The sequence below is a fragment of the Phycisphaerae bacterium genome (assembly GCA_035275405.1).
Lineage (GTDB): Bacteria > Planctomycetota > Phycisphaerae > UBA1845 > UTPLA1 > DATEMU01.
In genome coordinates this window covers 285,876-308,595 of the sequence record DATEMU010000012.1, presented here as the reverse complement: position 1 = coordinate 308,595, position 22,720 = coordinate 285,876, and the positions used below count along the sequence as shown (strand labels likewise).

Below are 22,720 nucleotides of genomic sequence, written 5' to 3'. Positions count from 1 at the left end.
TTAAGCGTGGCGAGGGCGCGAACTCCACCCCAAAGAGCCACTTCGCCTAATCATATATCGGACGTTTTTCGGGTCAATCTTGTGACGCACCGGCCCCGACTGGTTCGGTTGACATGTCCTCGGCCCGCTGCGACAGGACGTGAATCCGCTCGCGGACCTCCTGGGCCATCCGCGTATTGGGGAACTCGTCCATGATCTGCCGCCCCACGGAGAGGGCGTCGCGCCAGTTGTGCTCAGAAACGGCGAACGAGAATTGCAGTCCCAGGTTGTGAAGCTTCGTCCGGAACACGCCGCGGGCGGACTCCTCCAGCGCCGCCGCCTCGTTCCGCGTCAGATACTGGTCGAGTTCCTTGAGGATCGCGATCCCGCGGTCCACCTCATTCCGCTGCACGGACTCATCCCAATCCTTCAGCAGCCGCCGCTTGTGTTCCCCGCGCTTGGCCGCGAAGAGCTTGGGCAAATCCTTGACCTCCGAGTTCTCCGGATGGGCCGCGAGCAATCGATCCATCTCCCGCCTCGCCCGGTCCCAGTCCATCGCCTCAATCTTCGCCCGCACCTGCTCCACGGCCTCATGCACCTTGTAGGCATGTTCCTGTTGCCGCGACAGATCGACCTCCCGCCTCAGCCGCGCCGCCTCGTTGCGGTAGCCGTGCTGCGCTTCAAGTTGCTCCACGAGCGCGTAAGCCGCCTCCATGTCGCCGCGGATGATCTCTTCATTGATCGCCAGCCGCAGGGCCTCACGGTCGCGATACCGATGGGCGATCGCCCGCGCCGCGTCGGAAAGCTGCGAGTTCTCCGAGATGGTCTCCAGGTTTTTCTGATTGGTGTGCTGGATTGACTGCAGCTCGCGCAGGGCGTCGTACATCCGGAAGGTCGTCCCCTCGATTTTTAGCGCCAGATCGATCAGCCCCTTGAGGAACATGTACCCGGCAGCGAGGACCAAACCAAAGGAGATGACGCCGATGGCCAGCAGCGTGTCCCGCCATTTCGTGTCGCCCTCGGCGGCCAGCAGATAGCCGCCGACCACGCAGATGCCTGCCACGCCCGCCAATGCGAACATCCCGCCCCACCCCGCGGAGCGGCGTACGTGATCGAATCTCTGAGGCAGTTCGGACATCCCGACTCTCGTTTCCGTAGGCTCGGCCTTGCGGCGGTCGGACCGCGAGTTAGCAACGATTTGCTCTAAACACTTTAGGGGATCGCCACGTGTCTGTCAATCGGGACGGCCCATAACATGTGCCAAAAAAATAGCTTACGAGCGGGTGGGGGCCTATTCCGGCTCCCGGAATTGATCGCGGAGGTACTCGTCCCCGAACCGCGATTCCCCCGTCGGGGTCATCAGAATATTGCTCTGCTGAAGAAACTCGCTCTCGTACATGACCAGCGTCTGGTAGCCCGGCTTGCTGAAGCGGACCTTGCCGCCGCCCCCGATGTTCATCTTAAAGATGTTCCACTTCCCCTTGCCGTCGGTGTAGCCGATCGTCTTCCACGCCCCGCCCGGCTTCTGCTGCTCGATCTTCACATCGTTGATCGAAAACGCGCTCTCCCGGTCGCTGATCTGACCGAAATGCGAAAACTCCGAGCAGCCCGACAGCCACGCCGCCGCGCCCAGGCCCGCCACGATGGCAAACGCCAAGCGGAAGCGCGATCCACGCTCCTCATGGAGTTTGGTTGCCCGGGCGACCATTCGCTTAACTTCCAATGTACCGCGCATAGACCGTCCGCCCTTCTTCGATGTCGCTCGTTCCTTTGATGATCGCCCGCCCGTCGCGGAAGAGCGTAATCTCATAAGCATCCACCTTGAACCTGAGTAGGTATCGGTTGAAATTCGGGGGCGACTTTGCGACCGCCGCCAGCCGCCGGGCGATCTGCTCAAAATCGACCACCGCGCTGCCGGTCGCCGCGATCTGCACGGCATCGCGCCCGCAAAGGCTCGCCGTCCGACCGGCCACGCTGCTGGCAAGAAAATCATACCGGCCGCCCTTGCAGCACCGGCAATCCCCGCCATCACGCGCCCCGCTCATGTCGAACGCGTCGAATTTGCCCGACCACACGTCGACCTGAACGAGCTTGCGGCTGACCAGATCGTTCTTGCCGGTCAGTATTTTCATCGCCTCGACGGATTGCAGGCTCGCGACGATGTGCACGATCGGTGCGAGCACGCCCGCTGTGTCGCACGTTGGGCTGATGCCCGGAGGCGGCGGCTCGCCCCAGACGCAGCGCAGACACGGCGTCACGCCCGGCAGGATCGGCATCACCATCCCGATCGAGCCGACGCACGCACCATAGACCCACGGGATCGCGTGCTTGACCGCTACATCATTGATGAGGAAGCGGGTTTCAAAGTTGTCGGTGCCGTCGAGGAGGAGGTGAATCTCGTCGGCATAGTTTTCGACGTTGCCGCTGTGCGCATCGGCGACGACGGGCTCGATCTTCACGGTCGAATTGATTTTGGATAGCCGTTCCGCCGCCGCGACCGCCTTTGGCGAACCCTCGGTCACGTCCTGTTCGGTAAACAGAATCTGGCGTTGGAGGTTGTTCAGCTCGACATAGTCGCGATCGACGATTCGCAGGAAACCTACGCCCGCGCGGACGAGCGTATCGGCGAGCACAGTCCCCAATGCCCCGCATCCGACGAGCAATACGCGGCTGCCCGCAAGCTTCTCCTGCCCCTCGCGCCCAAACTCGGCGAAAAGCATCTGCCGCGAATACCGCGCCCACGTCGCGTCGACTTGACTGGATTGGTTCGTAGCCATCGTGAATCACGGATTTATCCACAGATGACGCAGATGTACGCAGATTTTTTCTTCTTCATCTGTGCTTATCTGCGTCATCTGTGGATATCCTTTTCGTCTTATTCAAATGATGCCGTCGGCGGCTCGTCTTTTTCCTTGGCCAGCGCCGCCAGATACCCCTCCGGCGGTGGCGGCTCGCCTTCCTTCGGCAGCGATGCCGGTCGCACGCTCGCCGGATGCACCGCTTCCGCGACCGGCGTCGCCATGTAGTGCGGGCTTTGCCCACCGCCACTGGGCACCCCAAACACGCCTCCCGCTCGCGCCTCGTCCGCTGTCTGGTAGCGCGGGCTCTGCCCGCCGTTCGAACCAATCGCGCGATATGAGCGCAGCGCGCTCGCCGTCGTGGTGATGAACCCAACGCCAAAGATCACATATAGAAGGTATTGCAGGTCCAGCCCACCCGCATCGACGAGCCAATAGACCGCGATCAGCGTCATCAGCAGGCCGCAAAGGGCCGACGTCATCGCCTCAACCAGGAGCCCGATGCGAAAGTCCGCCGCGCACAACGCCGCCGAAATCGCCATCGCGATCCCCCCGATCCGCAGCGACCAGAAAAACACATCGACCGTCGTGTTGTAGAAAGTGCTCGCGCTGACGCCCTTCGCGGCAAACGCCCACCCGATGATCAGCATGATGAGCGCCGAAACGCCCGCCTGAAGTGCATTCTGTCTGGCGGTCACTGGCATGATCGGTCCGCGGCCTCCCCGCGAACCATTCTATACAGGCAATTCGGAATGCGGAATTCGGAATGCGGAATGGGAGGTCTCGGCCTCCGCCGCGCTTCAATTCCGCATTCCGCATTCCCACTTCCGCATTAGGGCCTCCCGCTCAGCCCCTTCGCCTTCCGCACCAGATCGACAAACTCCGCCCGGTAGCCGCTCGCGTCCTTGCCCATCGAGCGTGTCGCGGTGGTCAGGACCGCGTCGTAGGTGAGGTCGCCCTTGTGCGGGCTGTTCCGCAGCAGCATCCCGAACGCGGCCACGCTCGCTGCGAACTTGAGGTCGTCCGACGCATCGTCGAACGATCGCTGCGAATCCTTCACCGGCGACTCGATCAGTTTGCTCGTATCCCCGTCCGGTCGCTTATAGCGCAGTTTGAGCGTGAGCAGTTCGTCGCTCGCGGTGCGAGGCGTATCCTTTGCACCCTCCACCACCGGCTGATACTTCAGCGGATCGACGCCGACCGTGCTCGCCGATGTCGGCACGATCTCATACAGCGCCGTCACGGTGTGCCCCGCGCCGATCTCCCCGGCGTCCTTCATATCGTTGTTGAAGTCGGCCGCTGCCAAAATCCGATTCTCGTAGCCGATCAGCCGATACGCTGCGACCTGCCCCGGGTTGAACTCGATCTGGATCTTCACGTCCTTGGCGATCGTCACGAGCGTGCCGGCCATCTGATCGACGAGCACCTTCTTGGCCTCGGCGAAGGTATCGATGTACGCGTAGTTCCCGTTGCCCTTGTCGGCCAGCTTCTCCAGCGTCGCGTCTTTGTAGTTGCCCATCCCGAAGCCCAGCACCGACAGGAACACGCCGCCCTTTGCCTTCTCCTCGACGAGCTTCACGAGATCCTTCTGGTCGGTCACGCCGACATTAAAGTCCCCGTCCGTCGCCAGGATCACGCGGTTGACGCCCTCCTTGTTGAGATGCTCGCCGGCGATTTTGTACGCAAGCTGAATCCCCTCGCCGCCGTTCGTCGAACCGCCCGCCTCCAAGTGGTCGATCGTGCTGAGGATGGCGTCCTTCTGGCTGACCGGCGTGCTGGGCAGCGCGAGGCCCGAGGCCCCGGCATACACCACCATCGCCACGCGGTCTTCGGGCGATAGCTGCTGCACCAGCATCGCCAGCCCCTGCTTGACCAGCGGGAGTTTGTTTTCGGAGTTCATCGAGCCCGACACGTCGATGAGGAAGACGAGATTGCACGGCAGCCGCTTTTCCTGCGGTATCTCGCGGCCCTTGAGACCGACGCGGATCAGCCGATGCTCCGCGCTCCACGGGCACGAGACGGTCTCGATGGTCACGCTAAACGGCTGATCCCCCTCCGGCTGCGGATAGTCGTAGGAGAAATAGTTGACCATCTCCTCGATCCGCACGGCGGCAGCCGGCGGCAACTGATTGCAATTGAGCATCCGGCGGACATTGGCGTACGACGCGGTGTCGACGTCGATCGAAAACGTCGAGAGCGGACTTTGCAGCACGGCGAGGAAAGGATTATCGACAACGCCGTCGTAGGTCTCGCCGCTCGATTCCTGAATGTACCGACGTCTTTCCTCTGGGTCGCCCTGGATTCGCCTGAGCAATTCTTCAGTCCGGCGAATCTGCTCATCGCTCCCCTCCAGCAAGACCGTACTTTCTGAATCTACGGCTATTCCGTCGTCGTTGACATCCGTGTAGCCCGAAGTAACCTTAGTAGAGTCTCCCAGGTAGCCAAGTGCTCTGAGTCCTGCGATATTCTCCGTACTCGATGTGAGTGACGGGGCATTGTCCATCTGATTAGTTCTCTTCCGGCCACCGCCGCCGCCAAAGACCCCACCGCCCCCTCGACCGCCGGCACTAAATTTATTCGCATCTCTGACAAGCCCCCCTGTTTGATTCAGTTCAATCTTTCGTCCCGGAAAAGGTGGGACCAAAGCAATGGCCTCGGCCCCTTCGATGATTAGCTTGCCCGTTTCAGGGTCGACAACAACAACCGTGGGCGGATCGCCTGCGGGATTCTCATTAGATGGTTCCTTCTTGTAATTTACGGAATCATCGATTCGTCGATCCGGCCCGAGCGCCAGTTGCGTTTCGTCGTTGTTTAGCGATCGCGAGCGACTCAGCGAAGGCATCATGACCGACGCCGCAAATCCGCCGACCAGTAACACCACGCATGCTGCCGCCGCGTATCCACCCCAGCGCCGTATCCGCCCCGCCAGAATTCGCGATTCAATCCGTTGACGCGCTTCGTCGCCCAGCGACCCCACCGGCTCCTTCGCCAACTCTTCTTCTAACAGCGCCGCCGTCCGCCGCACGTCTTCGACGGCTCCCCGCGCCTCCGCCGACGACGCCACCAGCGCCTCCACCTCGACGCGCTCCGCGCCGTCCAGCTCCCCCAACGCATACGCCGTCAATCTCGGATCATCCATTTGCGTCTTCATGACCGTCTCACTTTCGCCCGCCCCCCTCCCTCCCCTTGCGAAGGGGAGGGCCAGGGTGGGGTTTTCTTCTTTCGCTATTCGCCATTCGCCATTCGCTATTCGCGACAAAGCCTCGCCCGCAGCGCCTTCATCCCCTCATGAATCAACACGCCCACATGGCTCACGCTATGCCCCGTCACCTCGCTGATCTGCCGGTAGCTCATCCCTTCCTGAAACTTCAGCCGGATCGCCTCCTGCTGGCTTTCCGGCAGTCGATTCAGCAATCGCAAGACTCCGCCCGCCTCCTCGCGGTCACTCGCCGCAATCGCCGGGTCGGTCGCCGCATCCGCCACGCCCTCCAGCACGCTTGTCGTCGCCGTCGTCATCCGTCGCTCCTTGCGTCGCACGTCCAACGCCCGATTCCGGCAGACCGCAAACAGCCACGGTCCCACGCGGCCGTTCAAGTCCGATGCGTCCTCGCCGCAGAGCCTCCCAAACGCCTCCTGCACGACATCGCGGGCCGATTCCGGATCGCCCGTGATCCGGGCGGCATAACGCACCAGCGGGCCCTCGTAGCGCGCCAGCGCCTCCCGAATCCACTCCCGCCGCGATTGTCCGCCGCCCTCGGTCACATGCGACCCTCATCGCCGCCCGCGTTCATCCCTTAAGACGCACGAGCGGCTGCGTTTCTTAGACGGAAAAAGAGGGAATTAGGTTCCCGCGAAGAATTGAATGCCCGTCGGTCCCAAAAAGCGAGGTGCCGATTGCGTCGGGAGGGCGAGGCTCCCGCCGAGCCGACCTATGACCGCTCGCTGCCCGCGCGCCGCGAGAGACCTGCGGGCTGCTTCTCCTCAAGCCTCAGGTCTCAAGTCTGACGCCTTTTTATTACGTCTCCCCCACTGTCGCCCCTCGACCGATCTTGTAGGCCGAACTGATCGCCAGGAAGAACCAGAGACAGTCAAAGAGCCCGAACATGCTCATGACGAAGAGCGACAGTAAGCTGCCGATGGCCTCACCGGCTTCCATCGACTCGTCCTCTGAGGCGGCCTTCGACGACTCGTCGGTCGTCGTCTCATCGGGACCGGAGGCCAGGTGTTCCTCCTCATCTTCGCCCTCTTCCTCCTCGGCCGCGTCTTGTTCCTGATACACCTTCACTTTGGCGCGAACGTCATCATCGCTCATGGCCGCGACCATGACCGCCGCCTCTTCGTACACCGCGTCCCATTTCGCTTCGCGCTCCTTTTCGGCGACCACTCCGCGCTCGTCGAGAAGCTCTTCGGTCATATTCGCTTTGACGTATTCGCGCTGGAATTCGATGTTGTCGGTGTCCCCGGTCACCATGCTGTAAACGACGACGATGAAGATCGCCAGCTTCGCTCCGACGATCCCCAGCGCGGACATGCCCGCCGCGACGACGCCCGCCTTGGTGCTGGGCGTGCGATGGCCCCATATCATCCCCAACCCGGCCAGAACGCCGATGCCCCATGCAACATAACCGACGGAGAGGTTCGCGTACCACGCGACGAGGAACCAGACGAGTCCCCCGATCGCGGCCCCGGCGCCACTGAGCACGGTCCCCAGCGCGAACGTCCCCAGCGATTTCGCAGCGACGGCCACCTTGCCCGGCGAACCATCCGACGTCTTCAGCGTCTTGCCCGTCGCGACGTTGTAGCCGCAGGAGATGCAGATCTTCGCCCCTGCGGCCATCAAGACCTTGCACTGCGGACAGCGCATCCCGCCGGTCGGTTCGGCGGAAGGCGCGGGCTCGATGGGGAGCAGGTCGCTGAGATCGCTGGGCGCGGCTTCGGGGCTCGGCGCAGGTGTGCTGCGCACGATGCGCGGCGCGGCCGCCATTGCGGGAATCGTCATTACGCCGCCGCACTTGGGGCACTTGGCCTTCTTCCCCGCCGCGCTCGCGCGGACTCGCATATTCGTGCCGCAACCGCATTTGATGACGATCGTCTCACTGGCTGTGTCGGACATCTCCGGCCCTCCCGCTGAGTTGCGAAGCCCATTTTAGCGAATCAGAGCGGCCCCCGCCAAGTTGCCGGCAAGGGCCTAGTTCTCATCGTTTCGCTTGTCCAACGGTCCCCAGATGAAAACGTTGACCCCTATCAGCCCCAATGCCCCGATCGCCATAATCAAGTAGCCGATCCAGGGGACGGGCAAGTCACCGTAGGTCCAGTTCTTGAAGAATAAAACAAATACGGCGCCGGCTCCCAGCGCAAAGAGGCTCACCAGCACGCGTTGGCCTTTCCTGCTCATGACGGTCCTCGAAGACTAAGAAAGCGATGATTCATCACCCACAAGGAATTCAGTCGAGAAACTGCGCAATTGAAAAAAGATCGTGAATCATGGCCCGTCGCATTTAGGCACTTGGCCTTCTTGCCCGCCGCGCTCGCGCGGACACGCATATTCGTGCCGCAACCGCACTTGATAACAATCGTCTCACTGGCTGTGTCGGACATCACCGGCCCTCCCGCTCGATTGGCGGAGGCCATTTTAGCGAATCCTCGCGGTGCGCGCCAATAAGAAACCCCCGGATCGCCATCCGGGGGTCTCTGAAAACTCAGGCCTCGGGCCTCAAGCCTCAAGTCTCTTTGACCGTCGCCCCGCGGCCGATCTTGAAGGCCGATCCGATCGCGAGGAAGAACCAGAGCAGGTCGAACGCGGTGAACTGGCTTTCGACAAACGCTGCGGTCATGGACTCCTTCCCTCCCATGCTCGCCCGGAGGTCGTCTCCGTACGTCCTGCACTTCTCCCGAACTTCGTCGTCGTCCATTTTCTGGACACGCTCCGTCGCCTCCTCATAGACCGAGTCCCACTGCGCTTCGCGCTTTTCGTCGGCCGTGATTCCGCGTGCGTCCAGGATCTTTTCCGCCGTCATGCCCGTCACGAATTCTCTTTGCTCGTTGATTCCGCTGTCGTCGGCCGGCGTGATCGAATTCAGAAAGGCGGTATAGAGGCAAAAGAAGATCGCCACTTTCGCACCGATGATGCCTAGCGCCGCCATCCCCGCCGCGGTCACGCCGGCCCTGGTCGTATGCGCCTTGTGTCCAAACACCATTCCGAGCCCGGCCAGGACGCCGATGCCCCATGCGATATAGCCGACCTCGAAGTTCGCGTAATAGACAACGAGGAACCAGACGACCCCGCCGATCGCCGCGCCGACACCGCTGAGCACGGTCCCCAGCGCGAACGTCCCCAGCGACGTCACCACGGTCGCCATCGTCTCTGGCGCGTCCGCGCAGCGCGCCTCGCCGATCGCCGCGCCCGGCGGTGGTTCAAGCGGAACCAGATCACTGAGGTCACGGGGCGACTGCACGCTCATCGCGGGATTCGGCATCGGCGCCGCGGCCGAACCGGGAATCGTCTGGATCGCGCCGCACGTGGGGCACTTGGCCCTTTTGCCCGCCGCGGCGGCCCGCACGCGCATGTTCGTCCCGCAAATGCATTTAAGAGCGATCGTCTCGATGACGGTGTCGGTCATTACCGGCCCTCCGGAAAAAATGCAGCCGCCCTCTTATCGACCGACGCACCCCGCAACAATAAAAAACCCCGGAATGCGATTCCGGGGTTTCCAATAATAGAAGGTGCGAGAACCCTACGTCGCACCATTTCATTCCATCACCCGCTAAAACTTCACCTCCGGCACCGCCGTCGCGCTTTCGCCCGCCTCGAAGTACTCCGCCGGCTTCACGCCGGACCAACTCGCATAGAGCGAGCCCGGGAACGCGCGGATATATCCATTGAGTGCCCGCACCGCGTCGTTATAGCGCTTGCGCATCTCGGCGATACGGTTCTCGGTCCCTTCCAGTTCGACCTGCAGCGCGCGGAAGTTTTCGTTCGCCTTCAGGTCCGGGTAGCGTTCCTGGATCACCAGGAGCCGCGAGACGAAGCTGTCCAGCGCGTTGTTGGCCTTCATCTTGCCGTCGCGGGTCGCCGCGCCGGTATAGGCCTTCCGCGAGTCGGCGATGCCCTGCAGCAGATCCTTTTCATGCGTCGCATAACCTTTGACCGTGTTCACGACATTGGGGATCAGGTCGAACCGCCGCTTGAGGACGACGTCGACGTCCGCCCACGCCTTCTTGACCGACTCATCCATCGTGTACGTGCTGCGATAGCCGCTGTACGCGCAGCCGCCGCCGATGACCGCCGCGCCGACGATGACCACCAGGAAAACCAGAATCGCCTTAGACGCACTCATACCGGTACCTCCGCTAACAAGTGTTGCCCCGCAGGCGCCGCAATATTTCGCGCCCGCCGGATTGTTGTCGCCGCATTTCGCACAAACGCCCATATCGTTTCCTCCGTGGCACTGACCACTAGCCACCGACCACTGATTTACCAACTTCCCCCCGCGCCGCCGCCGCCAAACGAACCACCGCCGCCCCCGCCGAAGCCTCCACCACCGCCGAATCCACCTCCCCCGAATCCGCCAAACCCGCCCCAGCTTGATCCGCCGCGCCGGCGCCCGCCGCCCAACATGTTTCCAATTACCATCCAAGTCAGCCAGTCGCCGCCCCACGCCCGATTCCCTCGCCCACGCGCATTCCGGCTGAGCATACCCATGATCATGAAAACAAAAATGATGGCGAGGGCTACGAACGACGCGATGGTGCCATCGCTTTTCCGCCCCGTTGGTGAACCAATAGCCGGCACCCCTGTTAATTGAACCTTCGCATCCGTCGCAATCTTTTGCGCCAGCACCGCCGTCCCATCCAGAATCCCCTTGCCAAAATCCCCGCGCCGAAAATTCGGCAGGAAATAATCCGTCGCGACGTGGTCGCAATAGGCGTCCGGCAACGTGTCTTCAATCCCCTCACCGGTCTCGATCCGCCATTTGCGGTCTTTTACAGCGACGACGACCAGCGTCCCGTTGTCTTCCTCCTTTTGTCCAAGCTGCCAGCGCTTCGCCGTTTCTATCGCATAATCCTGGATGTCCCGGCCCTCCAGGGAATCGATCGTCAGCACCTTGAGCTGCGCCCCGGTCTTCTTCTCCAATTCGAGCAGCCACGAATTGATCCGGACCTCAGTCGATTCATCCACCACGCCCGCGCGATCGATGATGCCGGTGCGGGGCGTCTCGTCGGCCAATACGCCAACACCCGATCCGAGAAGCAAAGCCGCTGCCAGACAAAATGTCGAATAGCGAATAGCGAATAGCGAAAACCCGGAACGGGAATTCTCGCCCATGCCTCTTCTTTCGCTATTTCCTTTTCGCAATTCGCTATTCACTCCTTGTTCGCCATCCCCGCCAGCGCCTCCACATCCTCATACAACGCGCCAAACTCCTGCCAACCTCGTCGTCCATCGCTCGCCAGCGCTGTCTGTAGTCCCGTCAGCGGCCGTCCCGCCAAGTCCGCGCATTTCCCGATCACCTCTGGCGCGGGCAGATACGTCGTCATCCCCTTGAGCCACAGCACTCCCCGCAGCGTCCGCACCAGGTGCAGCCCGATGTCCGCCTCCAGCTCGGCAAGCGCCGCTTCGCGACCCGCTGCGGCCAACAGCCCCTGGCGCATCCGCATCTTGATCCGCTTCAGCTCCCGTTCGCACTGCAACCGCACATGCTCGGCCTTCAGCTCCAGAGGCGTGAAATGGTCCTCGCCGGTAAGCGTCACGTGGTTCTGTTTGATCTCCAGCAATTCCAACGGGAAGCTGTCACAGGAACTCTCGATAAACTCCGGCGTCATGACCAACGGCGCGGCGATCCCCCGTCGCCCCCATCGCGCCCCCTGTTCCCCCAGCCGCCGCAGTGACTCGAGCTCAACGTGCTTCAGGACGACCGCGCTCGTGGCGGCGCTTCGGCGTTCATCGAAGCCGGACTCCAGCACGGGGCCGTACAGCACCATCCCCAGCAGGTTCGCCCCAAAGCGCGCCCCGATCTCGCCCGTGTACTCCCGGATCGACCCGCGCAGCGCGGGCGACGCCACCAACCCCACCGCCCCCTCGTCAATCGTCACATCCGCCATAACCGCACGCTTCTTCTTTCGGTATTCGCCATTCGCTATTCGCTATTCGACATTCCACTCGCCCACAGCATATTGTCCATATTGCCGCGCAGCCATTACACATTCCCACAAGATTTGTAACCCCCGCATCCTTATCATCAGGGATATGGACTTGTTCGCATCCCAGCGCCAGGCCGCCCTCGCCCGCGTCCAGCCCCTCGCTGTGCGGATGCGGCCCCGCACCCTCGACGAGTTCGTCGGTCAACAGCACTTCCTCGGCCCCGGCAAGCTCCTCCGCCGTCTTCTCGACGCCGATCGCCTCGCCAGCGCGATCTTCTACGGCCCGCCCGGCACCGGCAAGACCACGCTCGCCCAGATCATCGCCCTGCAAACCAAGGCCGCCTTCGAGGCCGTCAACGCCGCCGCCATCGGCGTCAAGGAGGTCCGCGACATCCTCGCCCGTGCCCGCGACCGGTTGCAGGACAACCAGCGGACCGTCCTCTTCCTCGACGAGATCCACCGCTTCAACCGCGCCCAGCAGGACGTGCTGCTCGGCGACGTCGAGGATGGCATTGTCATTCTCGTCGGCGCGACGACGGAGAACCCGTTTTTCAGCGTCAACTCCCCGCTCGTCTCGCGGAGCCAGATCTTCCAGTTCGAGCCACTGTTGGAGGATGATCTCAAGGCCCTGATGCGCCGCGCCCTTGCCGATGAAGAGCGCGGCATGGGGCAATTCAAGGCGACGATCACCGACGAGGCCCTCGCCTTCCTCGCGACCACGAGCGACGGCGACGCCCGCCGCGCGCTCACCGCCATCGAAGTCGCGATCCTTTCCCAACTCGATCAATCCGCAATCCGAAATCCGAAATCCGCCATCGCGATCACTCTCGAAACCGCCCGGGACTCCATCCAGCGCAAAGCCATCGTCTACGACGGCACCGGCGACGAACACTACGACGCCGCCAGCGCCCTCATCAAATCCATGCGCGGCAGCGACCCCGATGCGACGGTCTATTGGCTCGCCCGGATGCTCGAGGCCGGGGAGGACCCGCGCTTCATCGCCCGGCGGATCGCCATCTGTGCCGCCGAGGATGTCGGCAACGCCGATCCCATGGCCCTCGTTCTCGCCAACGCCGCCGTGCAGACGACCATCTTTGTCGGTCTCCCCGAGTGCCAACTGCCGCTCGCCCAGGCCGCGATCTACATCGCCTGCGCCCCCAAGAGCAACGCCAGCGCGATGGCCATCTGGAACGCATCCAAGGACGTGAAGGAAGGTCGTACCATCCCCGTCCCGCGCCACCTCCGCGACGCCCACTACAAAGGCGCCAAGAAACTCGGACACGGCGAGGGCTACCAATACGCCCACGACGCCCCCGGCGGCATCGCCGCGCAGGATTACCTCGGGGTGGAAAAAACCTACTACGTTCCCACTGACCGCGGGCATGAGAAGCAGATGGGAGAGTATTTGGAGAAATTCAAACAGCTTCGGGCGGATGCATCATGAAATCTTCCAGGCGGTACCGCGCAATCAATCAAGTCGTAAAGGCGCGGGATCCCGACCTTGCGCCCCGTTGCCCTGAGTGCGGATACTACCTGCACGGCATCGCTGACCTGCGATGTCCGGAGTGCGGCCATCGCGCGTCTTTCGATGAAGCACATTGGGCGAGCGACGCCAGCCGGATGGATCGAAGTGCGGTGCTTGCCGAGCGGATTGCAGGGGTCATCGGTTGGGTACTGTTGACCGTCGGTGTGGTTTTTTGGATTCTCGAACTGCGGCATCGCAGTGATTTCAGAGGTTTCTCTTTCTTTCGCGCGGGCGGCTTGGCGTTGGTGGTGACTTGGGCGATTCTCAGCGAGTATCGCGAAGTGGGTGAGCCACGCGGCATGGCCTTGTTGATCATCGGCGCATTGTGGTTTGTCTTCTGCTTCGCTTTTTGGTACATCGGGTAAGCCAAGTTGGGTCTCACCAGCAATCCCCCTGCCCACAATAAGAATTCCAAAGGAGCAGTAGTTGACTCAGCCCAATCCTCGCCTGGCCGAAGTGACTGCCACACCGCCGGTCCGGCTCGACCCAGCCGGTCGCATCGCCGACGACGTCTCCTGCCGCAAGTGCGGCTACAACCTTCGCGGCTTGTTGCCGGATGGAATCTGCCCGGAATGTTCTGGTCAAGTCGTGCGGTCTTTGCAAGGGAATCGGTTGTCACTGTGCAATCCAATTTGGGTACGGACGTTGGCGACTGGGGCGGGCTTCGTCGCACTGGGTGTGACGATTCTTTCACTCGATGTGACGAGATCGACCTTGGGATTCGGCAACAGATTACCTACGTGGTTAGGAAAGACGTTATTCGGCGGGTGGATGCTGTCGGCAAGTATTGGGTTTTGGCGCGTTACGACAGCCGAGCCGTGGAACCCTGGCGAACCGAGTTTCCTCTCGGCCCGAAGCGTCGCACGGTATGTACCTCTGGCAATGGCCAGCACAGTGATTGCGTCGTATTTCGTTTCTCGATGGAAAGGAATATCGCTGGAACCATTTTTTGCATTGTTCGCTTGCGAAGGGCTCGTCCTCGCAATTTCCGGTACTCGACATTTCCGCCTGCTTGCTCAGCGGATCCCCGACTTTGCAATGATGCGTTGGCTGGGAATCGTTAAATGGGTGAGCGTTGTGCTACTCGGACTCGCCTTACTGGGGTATGCCGCTCAATTGGTAAGCCCCGCAAGCAAGGCATATCCGCCAACATCGCCTGCGACCCAATACATTGGCTGTGCGCTAGCTTGGGGGCTTCCAGCGGTTTTGCTGTGGTTTGTCTCCGTGTTTGTGAGATTGTGGATAGCGATCAGAGACGAAGCCCGTCTCGCCGCCGCCCAATGGCAAGTCTAGACCCGCTTGCCAATCCGCAATCCTCAATCCAAAATCCGCAATCGCATCAGGAGGCTCCATGACCCCACCTCAATCCATTCAACCCATCATCCCGCCGATCCTCAAACCCACCGGCGTCACCGCGCTGCCGGCCATCGCCCTCGATCCCGCCGGTCGCATCGCCGTCGACGTCGCCTGCCGCAAGTGCGGCTACAATCTCCGCGGCCTCCTGCCCGACGGCCGCTGCCCCGAGTGCGGCACCGCCGTCGGCCGCTCCCTGCACGGCGACCTGCTCCGTTTCTCCGACCCCGAGTGGGTGCAAAAACTCGCCTCGGGGATGAACTGGATCGTCGCCGCGATCATCATTGGATTGCTCGGCGGCCTGACCGTGGGTTGTGTCGCGGCAGCGCTCGGCGCATTGGTCGGAGGCTCCAAACTTTTCATTTACTTGCCACTTTTCGGCTACGTCACGGGCGCCGTCGGCCTCGTGGGCTACTGGAAGGTCACCACGCCGGACCCCGCCAAGCTGGATGACGAAAAACCCATTACCGCGCGCAAGCTCATTCGGATCGTGCAGACTGCGACGTACGTCGCATCTCCGATTCAGACGTTTGTTCAATTCATCGCGCCCCTGATGGTCATTCCATTAACGGCGGTAAACGGCCTCGCGGGGCTCGTGGGCAACTTCGCGTTATTCGTCTATGGTGCTCAACTGGCTAGACGGATTCCCGATGACAAACTCGTCCGCCATTGCCGGATCGTCATGTTTGGAATGGCGATCGGGCTCCTGGCCAGCGCTGTCGTTGCCATCGCAGCTCCTCTCGCGACGGCCGCCTTTGCGACAGCCGCAGCAACCTCAGGGCCGGTCATAGCCACTACGTTGCCGACGCCCTCCAAGACGGTAACATCTCCGATCTCTACCGGCGCTGCGACCACGGCACCGGCCGCACCGCCAAGCCTCCTCGGCATGGTAGTTTTTACCATAGCATCTGTTGTCGCCGGAATTGTCTTACTCGTTTTCGGAATCTGGGCCCTGCGCATCCTCCTGAAATTCCGCCGCGCCCTGAGCGACGCCGCCGATATCGCCAAGCGCACCTGGGCGATCCAGCCTATTGCTGGGCCCCGCGCGCCCTAGAATAGACCATTGCAAGCCGACACGAGGCCAAAGCCCATGAAACACGCGCGCTACGGTCGATGGATCGCCGGCTTCCTCATCCTTGGCCCTTATCTCACCCCGACGGCCCTCGCCCAGACCCCAACCGAGAAGAAGTCCGACCGGCGGTCGCCTGCAAAGCCGCAGAAGAATTACAAGATCATCCTGCCCCCCGAATTCGACAAGACCTTTCGCCTCACCCCCGTCGTCTTCGCCCTCCACGGCCACGGTGGTAACGCGGAGTGGATGGAGAGCGTGTGGAAGGAGGCCTGCGCCGATGTCGGCGCGATCCTCGTCGTTGGCCAGGGTTTCACGTCGCTCGGCGATAATCGCTTCGCCTGGGCCGGCGCCGAGGATGCCGGCGCGATGATCGAGGCGGCCAAGAAAGAGCTGACCAAGAAGTACAAACTGCATCGCTTCGCCCCGCGCGTCCTCACCGGGATGAGCCAGGGCGGCTGGGCGACGTACGAACTCGCGCAGAAGTACCCCAAGAGCTACCGGCGGCTGATCCCCGTCGCCGGCATGTTGCACTGGAAGACGCAGCTTGCCGCACAGGACTTCACCGCCGACCAGAAGAACGGCATGAAGCGCTGGCGCATCTACATCATGGCCGGCGTCAAGGATGCCAACGAAATCGTCGCCGACAACCGCCGGGTCGCGTCGCAACTAAAGGAAATCGGCGCCGCCGTCCTCGCCCCATTCACCGACAAGCGCGACCCCTCGTGGTCGCTCTACCAGGACCTCGGCCACGCGTTCCCCGGTCAGGGCCGCACTCAAACCAAGGAACTAACTCGGGCACTCCGATTCATCCTTCAACCCGACGACGAAGACCGCCGCAACTGGGCGAAGGTCGATCCGGGTTGGGAGCGAAAAGCCAAGTGGCTGGAGGATAAGTCCCCCCCTTCAAAATAGCCGCAGGATTTGCGCCCGCCTTGTCCTCCCGCCCCCCCGCCTTAAAATTGACTCCCGCCGACCGGCATCGCCGCGCCCCGTCGCCGCTGGTTCGTCGATATTCTTGTAACCTTCTGAGCAGTCGGAAGAAGCCGCCATGAAAACCGCCATTGCCAAAGTCCACGGCCGCGAAGTCCTCGACTCCCGCGGCAACCCCACCGTCGAAGCCGTCGTCGCTCTCGAAGGCGGCGCGATGGGGCAGTCCATTGTCCCATCCGGCGCATCGACCGGCGAACACGAGGCCGTCGAGCTGCGCGACGGCGACAAGAAGCGCTACCTCGGCAAGGGCGTCCTCCTCGCGGTCGAAAACGTCAACATGAAGATCGCCCGCTCCGTCAAAGGGCTGGACGCCGCGAACCAGAAGGCCCTCGACGACGCGATGATCGCCCTCGACGGCTCGCCGAACAAATCGAACCTCGGCGCCAACGCCATCCTCGCCGTCTCGCTCGCCGCCGCCCGCGCCGCCGCGTGCGCCGCCGGTCAGCCGCTCTATCGCTATCTCGGCGGCGACCGCGCCAACGTCCTGCCCGTTCCCATGATGAACATCCTCAACGGCGGCAAGCACGCCGACAGCACCGTCGATTTCCAGGAGTTCATGATACAGCCCTGGGGCGCGCCGACCTTTCGCGAGGCCCTGCGCTGGGGCGCGGAGATCTTCCACTCGCTCAAGAAGGTCCTGCACGATAAGAACTACAACACCGCCGTCGGCGACGAAGGCGGTTACGCCCCGAGCCTCAAGAGTAACGACGAGGCCTTCGAAGTGATTGCGACCGCCGTCGAAAGGGCCGGCTACAAACTCGGCGAGCAGGTCTGGTTCGCCCTCGACCCAGCGACGAGCGAGATGGCCTCCGAAGCCGGCGCGAAGAACAAATACAAGTTCTACAAGAGCAATCCCAACCGCATCGCGTCCGCCGAGGAGATGGCCGACTACTGGGCCGAAAAGTGCGGCCAATGGCCGATCCGCAGCATCGAGGACGGTCTCGGCGAAAACGACTGGGAGGGCTGGACGAAGCTGACGGCCCGGCTCGGGTCGAAGGTACAGCTCGTCGGTGACGACCTCTTCGTCACCAACCCCAAGTTCATCGAGCGCGGCATCCGCGAAAAGGCCGCCAACAGCGTGCTCATCAAGGTCAACCAGATCGGCACGCTTACCGAGACACTGACCGCAATCAAGATGGCCCTTGACGCGGGTTGGACCGCCGTCGTCAGCCATCGCAGCGGCGAAACCGAGGATACGACTATCGCCGACATCGCCGTGGCCACCGGCGCCGGTCAGATCAAGACCGGCAGCCTCTCGCGGACGGACCGCACGGCCAAGTACAACCAGCTCCTGCGCATCGAAGAGGAACTCGGCGAGCGGGCCGTGTACGGCGGCAAGATGTGGAAGAAATGATCAAGGACGATCTTTTTGTCGAATACCTCTGACAACTTTACACCGACGCAACTCGCGGTGCCCACCTCTCCGCTTGGACATCGCCTGATGTTCGTCCTGCTCACTCTTCTGGCCTTCGCGCTCTTCGCGCCGACCGTCCTTCTGCCGATTCTCCGGGATCACTGCGAACTCCTCGCCGAGGAATCTCGGCTCCAAAAACGCGTCGCCGAACTGGAAGGCGACGTCGCCCATCACGAGGAACTCGCTTACGCCTTTGCCCACGACAGCGTCATCAACGAGCGCCTCGCGGTCCTGGACCTCCGCTATCGCAGGCCCGACGAAGTCGTCATTCCCGTCCTCGCCGGCAACCTCGCCAAACCCGAACCGCCCAGAACGCCGCCGCCCGCTCCCGCGCGCAGCGCCCTCAACCTCCCCGACGACTGGCCCGCATGGACCCTCGCCGCCGAGTCCTGGTCCGCCCGCCACGGTCTCATCGACCTCTTCCTCGACTCCATGCTTCGCCCCGTCTTCCTCCTCATGTCCGGCGGCCTGACCATCGCCGCGTTTGTCCTCTTCGCCCCGCGTATCCGCGTCCGCGAGGCGTCGAACCGCGCCGATCAGAGCCGCGATCGTAAGGGAGCGCCGAATGGCGTCCGAACACCATTGGGGCCCGCTCGCGCGCAATCGTGATTCGAGCATTCCTGTTTTCGTAATTCGTCATTTCTTCCCGCGTTCGCTACGATTTACGCACCGTGCCTCATGACCACTGGATCAAGCTCTGCGCCGCCGCCGACTGCCCGCCCGGCCGCGCCAAATTCGTCGCCGTGGAGGGCCACGAACTCGCCGTCTTCCACCTGACTGATCCCGATCGTTTTATTGTCACCCAGAATAGCTGCCCACATGCCGGCGGAAACCTCGCCGCCGGGGAAATCGCCGACGCGACGGTCACCTGTCCGTGGCACGAGTGGCAATTCAATCTCGACACCGGGGCCTGCACCCTGAGCCCGACCGTGACGCTTCGGCGCTACGACTGCAAGACTGAAAACGGCAGTGTCTTCGCGAGATTATCGCAATAACGAATCGACGTACGCATGAACCGCCGGATCGGTCGCCGGCATCGCCGAATACTTCTCCCACGCCGTCCGGCCACCCGCGACATCGCCGGAAAAGTACCGAACGTACCCCAGCAGCAACCAGAGCCCCGCATCGTCCGGCGACCTTTCCGCCGCCGCCTCCAACCGCGCCAAATGCTTCTCAAAATCCCCCGGCCGCCCATAGGCATTTCGCAAGTCGAATGACGCCGGATCGAGGTCCGGTCCCTTCTTCATCCCCTCCGCAATGGCCCGCGACGCCTGCGGCCATCGACCGCGGGCAAACTCCGCCAGCCCCACCGCCAAACGAATCTGCGGATCGCCCTCGTCCCGCGCCAGCGCCCGCCGGTAGTCATCCCGCGCCAAAGCGTATTCGCCGCGCCGAAAAGACTTGTTCCCGATCCGCGTCGCCACATCCGCCGGCCCGCCCGGTCGCGGCGCTTCGATCGGCTCCCCCAGCTTCGCCTGCCGCGCCGACCACATCGCTTGCGCAAATTCGCCGTTCGGCGGCGGGATCGTCTGCACGGGGGATGCATAGGCCGTAGATGCCATCACAGGCTCCGCGCCCGCGCTCCACCCGCCGATCTGCCGCGGCGTCAGCGCGCTCGGCCACGCCTCCAGCGACGGCGGCGTCAGACCGTACGACGCCGGCGACTGCATGTTCACCGCATTGCTGCTCACGTATGATCCGCCGCGCAGCGCGCTGCTCACGGCCGTGTTCCCGTACAACGCCGCGCTATTCTGAAATCGATCGGGAAACGAGCCGACCGCGAACGGATCAAACGGCGTGCCATCAGAGAAATAGGTATTCCCGATGGACCGGGTGACGATCGTCGGCCCCTGCTGCCAGCGAGGCGTCGGCCAATGATCCCTCGTAAACATCCGATCGAGCAGCGGAGAGGTAATCGCCCGCATGGGTCGCCCCGTCCATCGCGATCGAGTTTGGCCCTGCCCCGCGGCGCGCTCCGCCCCGCCCGCGCAGAGACCCAGCACGCACGCAATCCCAAGAATAACTGGTCGGCGGTACACGACGTTCCTCTCCTGATAAGTATACTATCCCGTCACCGACCACCCCTTCCACCCCGGCACACGCCGAAACCCCGCCACGTCCTCAAAAACCCACTTTGCCGCCGCCGATACAATGCCAGTGCAGGGCGCCGCCAAGCTCCGTTGTGGCACAGGCTCGTTGCCGGAGATGCCAAGAATTCGTACGGGCGAGACGCCCATGCTCCCCGGTTTTGACGTTTTGACTCCTCCCCGCCACATCCTCTTCGTCACCGAGTTCTTCCACCCCGACCTCTGCGCCAGCGCCGTCGTCGCCGCCGACCACCTCACCAAAATCGCCGCCGCCCGGCCCGACTGGCGGATCACCGTTCTTACGTCGCAGCGCGCCTGGAACAGCCCGAATACGCTCTACCCGCTCTTCGAAGATTGGGAGGGCATCAAGATCCTCCGCGTCCGGCGGTCCCCCGTCAGCCGGACGAGCCTCATCCGCCGCGGCTGGGGTTTCATCGAGTTCGGCTACCAGGCCGTCCGCGCCGCCCGCGCTCTGCCCCAAGTCGATCTCGTCATCGGCACGACCGCGCCCCCGCAGGGCGGCGCCATCGCCCGTCGCATCGCGAAGCAGCGCCGCTGCCCCTACATCTACGAAGTGCTCGACCTCTACCCCGATTGCGCCGCCGCCCTCCGCCGCATCAAGCCCGGCGGCCTTATCGAACGGGCCTGGCGCCGCTTCGATCGCAAGGTGATGCTCGATGCCGTCGGCGTCGTCACCATCTCTGACCCGATTACGCGGCGTCTCGCCCAGACGCGCGGCATCCCCGGCGACTGTCTCCTCACGATACACGACGGCTTCGACCCGACGCGCCTCGCCCCGTTCGAACGCAACCTATTCAAGGAAACCTATAACCCCGGCGGCCGCTTCGTCGTGCAGTACGCCGGCAACATGGGCCTTTCGCACCCCTTCGAATCCATCGTCGCCGCCGCTCGCTTACTCATTGAAGACCCCGGCATCCTTATGATGTTCATCGGCGAGGGCCCGCAACGCGCCGTCATCCGCGCCGGTCTCGCCGCCGACGGTCTGGTCCTCGATTACCAGCCGCCGGAGTCGCTGAGCCAGATCCTCGCCACCGCCGACCTCTGCCTGATCTCCCAGCACGCCCACATGTACGACAAGGCCCTCCCATACAAGATCTACGCCATTCTCGCGGCCGGTCGCCCCGCCATCTTCATCGGCGATGCCCGGAGCGAGATTGCCCAGTGGCTCACGCGATACGGCGCCGGCATCCAAATCGACCAGGGCCAGCCCGAGGCCCTCGTCGCCCTTATCCGCGAACTGAAAAACGACTCCCCGCGCCGCAAGACCATGTCCCGCGCCGCCCGCGCGCTATTCGACCAACAATTCAACTCCACCCGCGCTGCTCAGAGCTGGATCGAGGCAATTGAATCGGTGCTTCCCGACGGCACTTCACAGCCGTAGAAAACGACTGCATCAGCAAGGATCATCGAAGAACTCTGCCCCATCGTCCCGGCGTGTCCGCTATGGCCACGCCGCCGCGCGGAACGAGACCTTTCGCGATCGGCGCGGCAGCATAAGAGTGAATGGACCCAGCATGCGGCCGGTCGGCCTCACGCCGCAGATGAAATGCAGGAAACGACGAAAGGCAAGGCCTCGCGCCTGGCGGGCCTTGAAGAGCCGGAATCTATTCTACCCAACGAAAAACCACGCACCGCCGAGGGCGGGCCGTGCACGGGCATCAGGTGCTGCGTTATCTCGACCGACGCCGCTTCAAGCAGCCGAGGCCGAGGACCAGCAACGCCACTGTCGCAGGCTCCGGCGTCGGAAACTCAGTTAGCGTGAACGAGACGGCCTCTTCGCCAGACAAGTCCGCAAACATGACCAACTCGCCCGGACCGGCGCCGGGGAAAAACGAGCTGTTGTTGAACACCACCCCTCCGTCAGCGTCCAAGGTCGTCAGGGTGAGGAGTTGATTGGTAAACGGAGCCATGCTGAAGCCCAGGGAAGCGGCGATGTCAAACACGACCTCGCCCCCGGAGCCGATCTCCATGTGATAGTCGGTCCAGTCCGAGCCCGTCAGATTCGTCACCGACTCATCGAGGATGATGATACGCGGCGACGTCACCGCATCCGCAGCGACCTGTGTGAACAGGATGCTGTGGCCGGGAAAGCCGATGCCGTCGTAGGGTTCGGTGAAGTCCTTCGATATTTCGATCGCGACGAACTCGGAGGTGACCGAATCCACGCTGATACTGACTTGCGAAAGATTCGGGACCTGGGCTTCCCATCCTCCACCCAGGGGGATGGTGATGTCACCGTAGGCGGAACTCGCACCCACCAGAATGCCCAAGAGGCCAAGCGCCAGGATGGGCGTCGATAAGTTACTGCTTTTCATATCGTTCTCTCCCCTGATTTCCGAT

The 22,720-nt window shown here is 62.8% G+C and carries 22 protein-coding genes; 8 read left to right on the top strand and 14 right to left on the bottom strand.

Features of this window, described 5'->3' with window-relative positions:
• Positions 1–73: 73 nt before the first annotated feature.
• From VJZ71_14085 to VJZ71_14030, 12 genes are all read right to left on the bottom strand, one after another.
• Positions 74–1,117: a hypothetical protein gene (locus VJZ71_14085; protein HKQ49196.1), complete on the bottom strand. Its 1,044-nt coding sequence runs from the start codon at positions 1,115–1,117 to the stop codon at positions 74–76.
• 153 nt (positions 1,118–1,270) lie between these two features.
• A complete protein-coding gene (locus VJZ71_14080; GenBank protein HKQ49195.1) occupies positions 1,271–1,687 on the bottom strand; it encodes a hypothetical protein in 417 nt (138 codons plus the stop codon).
• Positions 1,688–1,691: 4 nt separating this feature from the next.
• Positions 1,692–2,756, bottom strand: coding sequence for a ThiF family adenylyltransferase (locus VJZ71_14075; GenBank protein ID HKQ49194.1), 1,065 nt, complete (start codon positions 2,754–2,756; stop codon positions 1,692–1,694).
• Positions 2,757–2,854: 98 nt separating this feature from the next.
• On the bottom strand, positions 2,855–3,481 hold the full coding sequence (locus VJZ71_14070; protein HKQ49193.1) for a hypothetical protein: 627 nt from the start codon (positions 3,479–3,481) through the stop codon (positions 2,855–2,857).
• A 128-nt stretch (positions 3,482–3,609) separates the two neighbouring features.
• Positions 3,610–5,928 carry a von Willebrand factor type A domain-containing protein gene (locus VJZ71_14065; protein ID HKQ49192.1) on the bottom strand — a complete coding sequence of 773 codons (2,319 nt, stop codon included), beginning with the start codon at positions 5,926–5,928 and terminating at the stop codon, positions 3,610–3,612.
• A 95-nt stretch (positions 5,929–6,023) separates the two neighbouring features.
• A complete protein-coding gene (locus VJZ71_14060) occupies positions 6,024–6,539 on the bottom strand; it encodes a sigma-70 family RNA polymerase sigma factor (protein ID HKQ49191.1) in 516 nt (171 codons plus the stop codon).
• A gap of 253 nt (positions 6,540–6,792) precedes the next feature.
• The gene (locus VJZ71_14055; GenBank protein ID HKQ49190.1) at positions 6,793–7,890 is read right to left on the bottom strand and encodes a hypothetical protein; all 1,098 of its coding nucleotides are present in this window, start codon (positions 7,888–7,890) and stop codon (positions 6,793–6,795) included.
• A 75-nt stretch (positions 7,891–7,965) separates the two neighbouring features.
• On the bottom strand, positions 7,966–8,172 hold the full coding sequence (locus VJZ71_14050; protein HKQ49189.1) for a hypothetical protein: 207 nt from the start codon (positions 8,170–8,172) through the stop codon (positions 7,966–7,968).
• 325 nt (positions 8,173–8,497) lie between these two features.
• Positions 8,498–9,397 carry a hypothetical protein gene (locus VJZ71_14045; protein HKQ49188.1) on the bottom strand — a complete coding sequence of 300 codons (900 nt, stop codon included), beginning with the start codon at positions 9,395–9,397 and terminating at the stop codon, positions 8,498–8,500.
• Positions 9,398–9,541: 144 nt separating this feature from the next.
• Entirely contained in the window at positions 9,542–10,114 is a 573-nt protein-coding gene (locus VJZ71_14040) for a LemA family protein (GenBank protein HKQ49187.1), read from the bottom strand.
• 137 nt (positions 10,115–10,251) lie between these two features.
• Positions 10,252–11,103 (bottom strand): TPM domain-containing protein, encoded by an 852-nt coding sequence (locus VJZ71_14035; GenBank protein ID HKQ49186.1) that lies wholly within the window; start codon positions 11,101–11,103, stop codon positions 10,252–10,254.
• A 38-nt stretch (positions 11,104–11,141) separates the two neighbouring features.
• A complete protein-coding gene (locus VJZ71_14030; GenBank protein HKQ49185.1) occupies positions 11,142–11,879 on the bottom strand; it encodes a hypothetical protein in 738 nt (245 codons plus the stop codon).
• Between the two features lie 145 nt (positions 11,880–12,024).
• On the opposite strand from VJZ71_14030, the gene VJZ71_14025 reads away from it, so the two are divergent.
• From VJZ71_14025 to VJZ71_13995, 7 genes are all read left to right on the top strand, one after another.
• A complete protein-coding gene (locus VJZ71_14025; protein HKQ49184.1) occupies positions 12,025–13,362 on the top strand; it encodes a replication-associated recombination protein A in 1,338 nt (445 codons plus the stop codon).
• On the top strand, positions 13,359–13,808 hold the full coding sequence (locus tag VJZ71_14020) for a hypothetical protein (GenBank protein ID HKQ49183.1): 450 nt from the start codon (positions 13,359–13,361) through the stop codon (positions 13,806–13,808). The genes VJZ71_14025 and VJZ71_14020 overlap by 4 nt, the downstream gene beginning before the upstream one ends.
• Before the next feature lie 986 nt (positions 13,809–14,794).
• On the top strand, positions 14,795–15,850 hold the full coding sequence (locus VJZ71_14015) for a hypothetical protein (protein HKQ49182.1): 1,056 nt from the start codon (positions 14,795–14,797) through the stop codon (positions 15,848–15,850).
• A 36-nt stretch (positions 15,851–15,886) separates the two neighbouring features.
• A complete protein-coding gene (locus VJZ71_14010; protein HKQ49181.1) occupies positions 15,887–16,780 on the top strand; it encodes a hypothetical protein in 894 nt (297 codons plus the stop codon).
• A 136-nt stretch (positions 16,781–16,916) separates the two neighbouring features.
• Positions 16,917–18,212 carry a phosphopyruvate hydratase gene (gene eno / locus VJZ71_14005; GenBank protein HKQ49180.1) on the top strand — a complete coding sequence of 432 codons (1,296 nt, stop codon included), beginning with the start codon at positions 16,917–16,919 and terminating at the stop codon, positions 18,210–18,212.
• A gap of 15 nt (positions 18,213–18,227) precedes the next feature.
• Positions 18,228–18,881: a hypothetical protein gene (locus VJZ71_14000; protein HKQ49179.1), complete on the top strand. Its 654-nt coding sequence runs from the start codon at positions 18,228–18,230 to the stop codon at positions 18,879–18,881.
• 62 nt (positions 18,882–18,943) lie between these two features.
• A complete protein-coding gene (locus VJZ71_13995; protein ID HKQ49178.1) occupies positions 18,944–19,267 on the top strand; it encodes a Rieske 2Fe-2S domain-containing protein in 324 nt (107 codons plus the stop codon).
• On the opposite strand, the gene VJZ71_13990 is transcribed toward VJZ71_13995, so the two are convergent.
• Entirely contained in the window at positions 19,256–20,311 is a 1,056-nt protein-coding gene (locus VJZ71_13990; GenBank protein ID HKQ49177.1) for a tetratricopeptide repeat protein, read from the bottom strand. The genes VJZ71_13995 and VJZ71_13990 overlap by 12 nt on opposite strands.
• Positions 20,312–20,507: 196 nt before the next feature.
• Here VJZ71_13990 and VJZ71_13985 point away from each other — a divergent pair, with 196 nt between their 5' ends.
• Positions 20,508–21,761 (top strand): glycosyltransferase family 4 protein, encoded by a 1,254-nt coding sequence (locus VJZ71_13985; protein HKQ49176.1) that lies wholly within the window; start codon positions 20,508–20,510, stop codon positions 21,759–21,761.
• A gap of 289 nt (positions 21,762–22,050) precedes the next feature.
• Here the strand turns inward: VJZ71_13985 and VJZ71_13980 are convergent, their stop codons facing one another.
• Positions 22,051–22,695, bottom strand: a complete 645-nt coding sequence (locus VJZ71_13980) for a PEP-CTERM sorting domain-containing protein (protein ID HKQ49175.1) — start codon at positions 22,693–22,695, stop codon at positions 22,051–22,053.
• Between the last annotated feature and the right edge of the window lie 25 nt (positions 22,696–22,720).

Bases quoted from the DNA above. Each gene is read 5' to 3' on its own strand.
- VJZ71_14085 (HKQ49196.1), bottom strand. From the start codon at position 1,117: ATGTCCGAACTGCCTCAGAGATTCGATCACGTACGCCGCTCCGCGGGG.
- VJZ71_14080 (HKQ49195.1), bottom strand. From the start codon at position 1,687: ATGGTCGCCCGGGCAACCAAACTCCATGAGGAGCGTGGATCGCGCTTC.
- VJZ71_14075 (HKQ49194.1), bottom strand. From the start codon at position 2,756: ATGGCTACGAACCAATCCAGTCAAGTCGACGCGACGTGGGCGCGGTAT.
- VJZ71_14070 (HKQ49193.1), bottom strand. From the start codon at position 3,481: ATGCCAGTGACCGCCAGACAGAATGCACTTCAGGCGGGCGTTTCGGCG.
- VJZ71_14065 (HKQ49192.1), bottom strand. From the start codon at position 5,928: ATGAAGACGCAAATGGATGATCCGAGATTGACGGCGTATGCGTTGGGG.
- VJZ71_14055 (HKQ49190.1), bottom strand. From the start codon at position 7,890: ATGTCCGACACAGCCAGTGAGACGATCGTCATCAAATGCGGTTGCGGC.
- VJZ71_14050 (HKQ49189.1), bottom strand. From the start codon at position 8,172: ATGAGCAGGAAAGGCCAACGCGTGCTGGTGAGCCTCTTTGCGCTGGGA.
- VJZ71_14045 (HKQ49188.1), bottom strand. From the start codon at position 9,397: ATGACCGACACCGTCATCGAGACGATCGCTCTTAAATGCATTTGCGGG.
- VJZ71_14040 (HKQ49187.1), bottom strand. From the start codon at position 10,114: ATGAGTGCGTCTAAGGCGATTCTGGTTTTCCTGGTGGTCATCGTCGGC.
- VJZ71_14035 (HKQ49186.1), bottom strand. From the start codon at position 11,103: ATGGGCGAGAATTCCCGTTCCGGGTTTTCGCTATTCGCTATTCGCTAT.
- VJZ71_14030 (HKQ49185.1), bottom strand. From the start codon at position 11,879: ATGGCGGATGTGACGATTGACGAGGGGGCGGTGGGGTTGGTGGCGTCG.
- VJZ71_14025 (HKQ49184.1), top strand. From the start codon at position 12,025: ATGGACTTGTTCGCATCCCAGCGCCAGGCCGCCCTCGCCCGCGTCCAG.
- VJZ71_14020 (HKQ49183.1), top strand. From the start codon at position 13,359: ATGAAATCTTCCAGGCGGTACCGCGCAATCAATCAAGTCGTAAAGGCG.
- VJZ71_14015 (HKQ49182.1), top strand. From the start codon at position 14,795: ATGACCCCACCTCAATCCATTCAACCCATCATCCCGCCGATCCTCAAA.
- VJZ71_14010 (HKQ49181.1), top strand. From the start codon at position 15,887: ATGAAACACGCGCGCTACGGTCGATGGATCGCCGGCTTCCTCATCCTT.
- eno (HKQ49180.1), top strand. From the start codon at position 16,917: ATGAAAACCGCCATTGCCAAAGTCCACGGCCGCGAAGTCCTCGACTCC.
- VJZ71_13985 (HKQ49176.1), top strand. From the start codon at position 20,508: ATGCTCCCCGGTTTTGACGTTTTGACTCCTCCCCGCCACATCCTCTTC.
- VJZ71_13980 (HKQ49175.1), bottom strand. From the start codon at position 22,695: ATGAAAAGCAGTAACTTATCGACGCCCATCCTGGCGCTTGGCCTCTTG.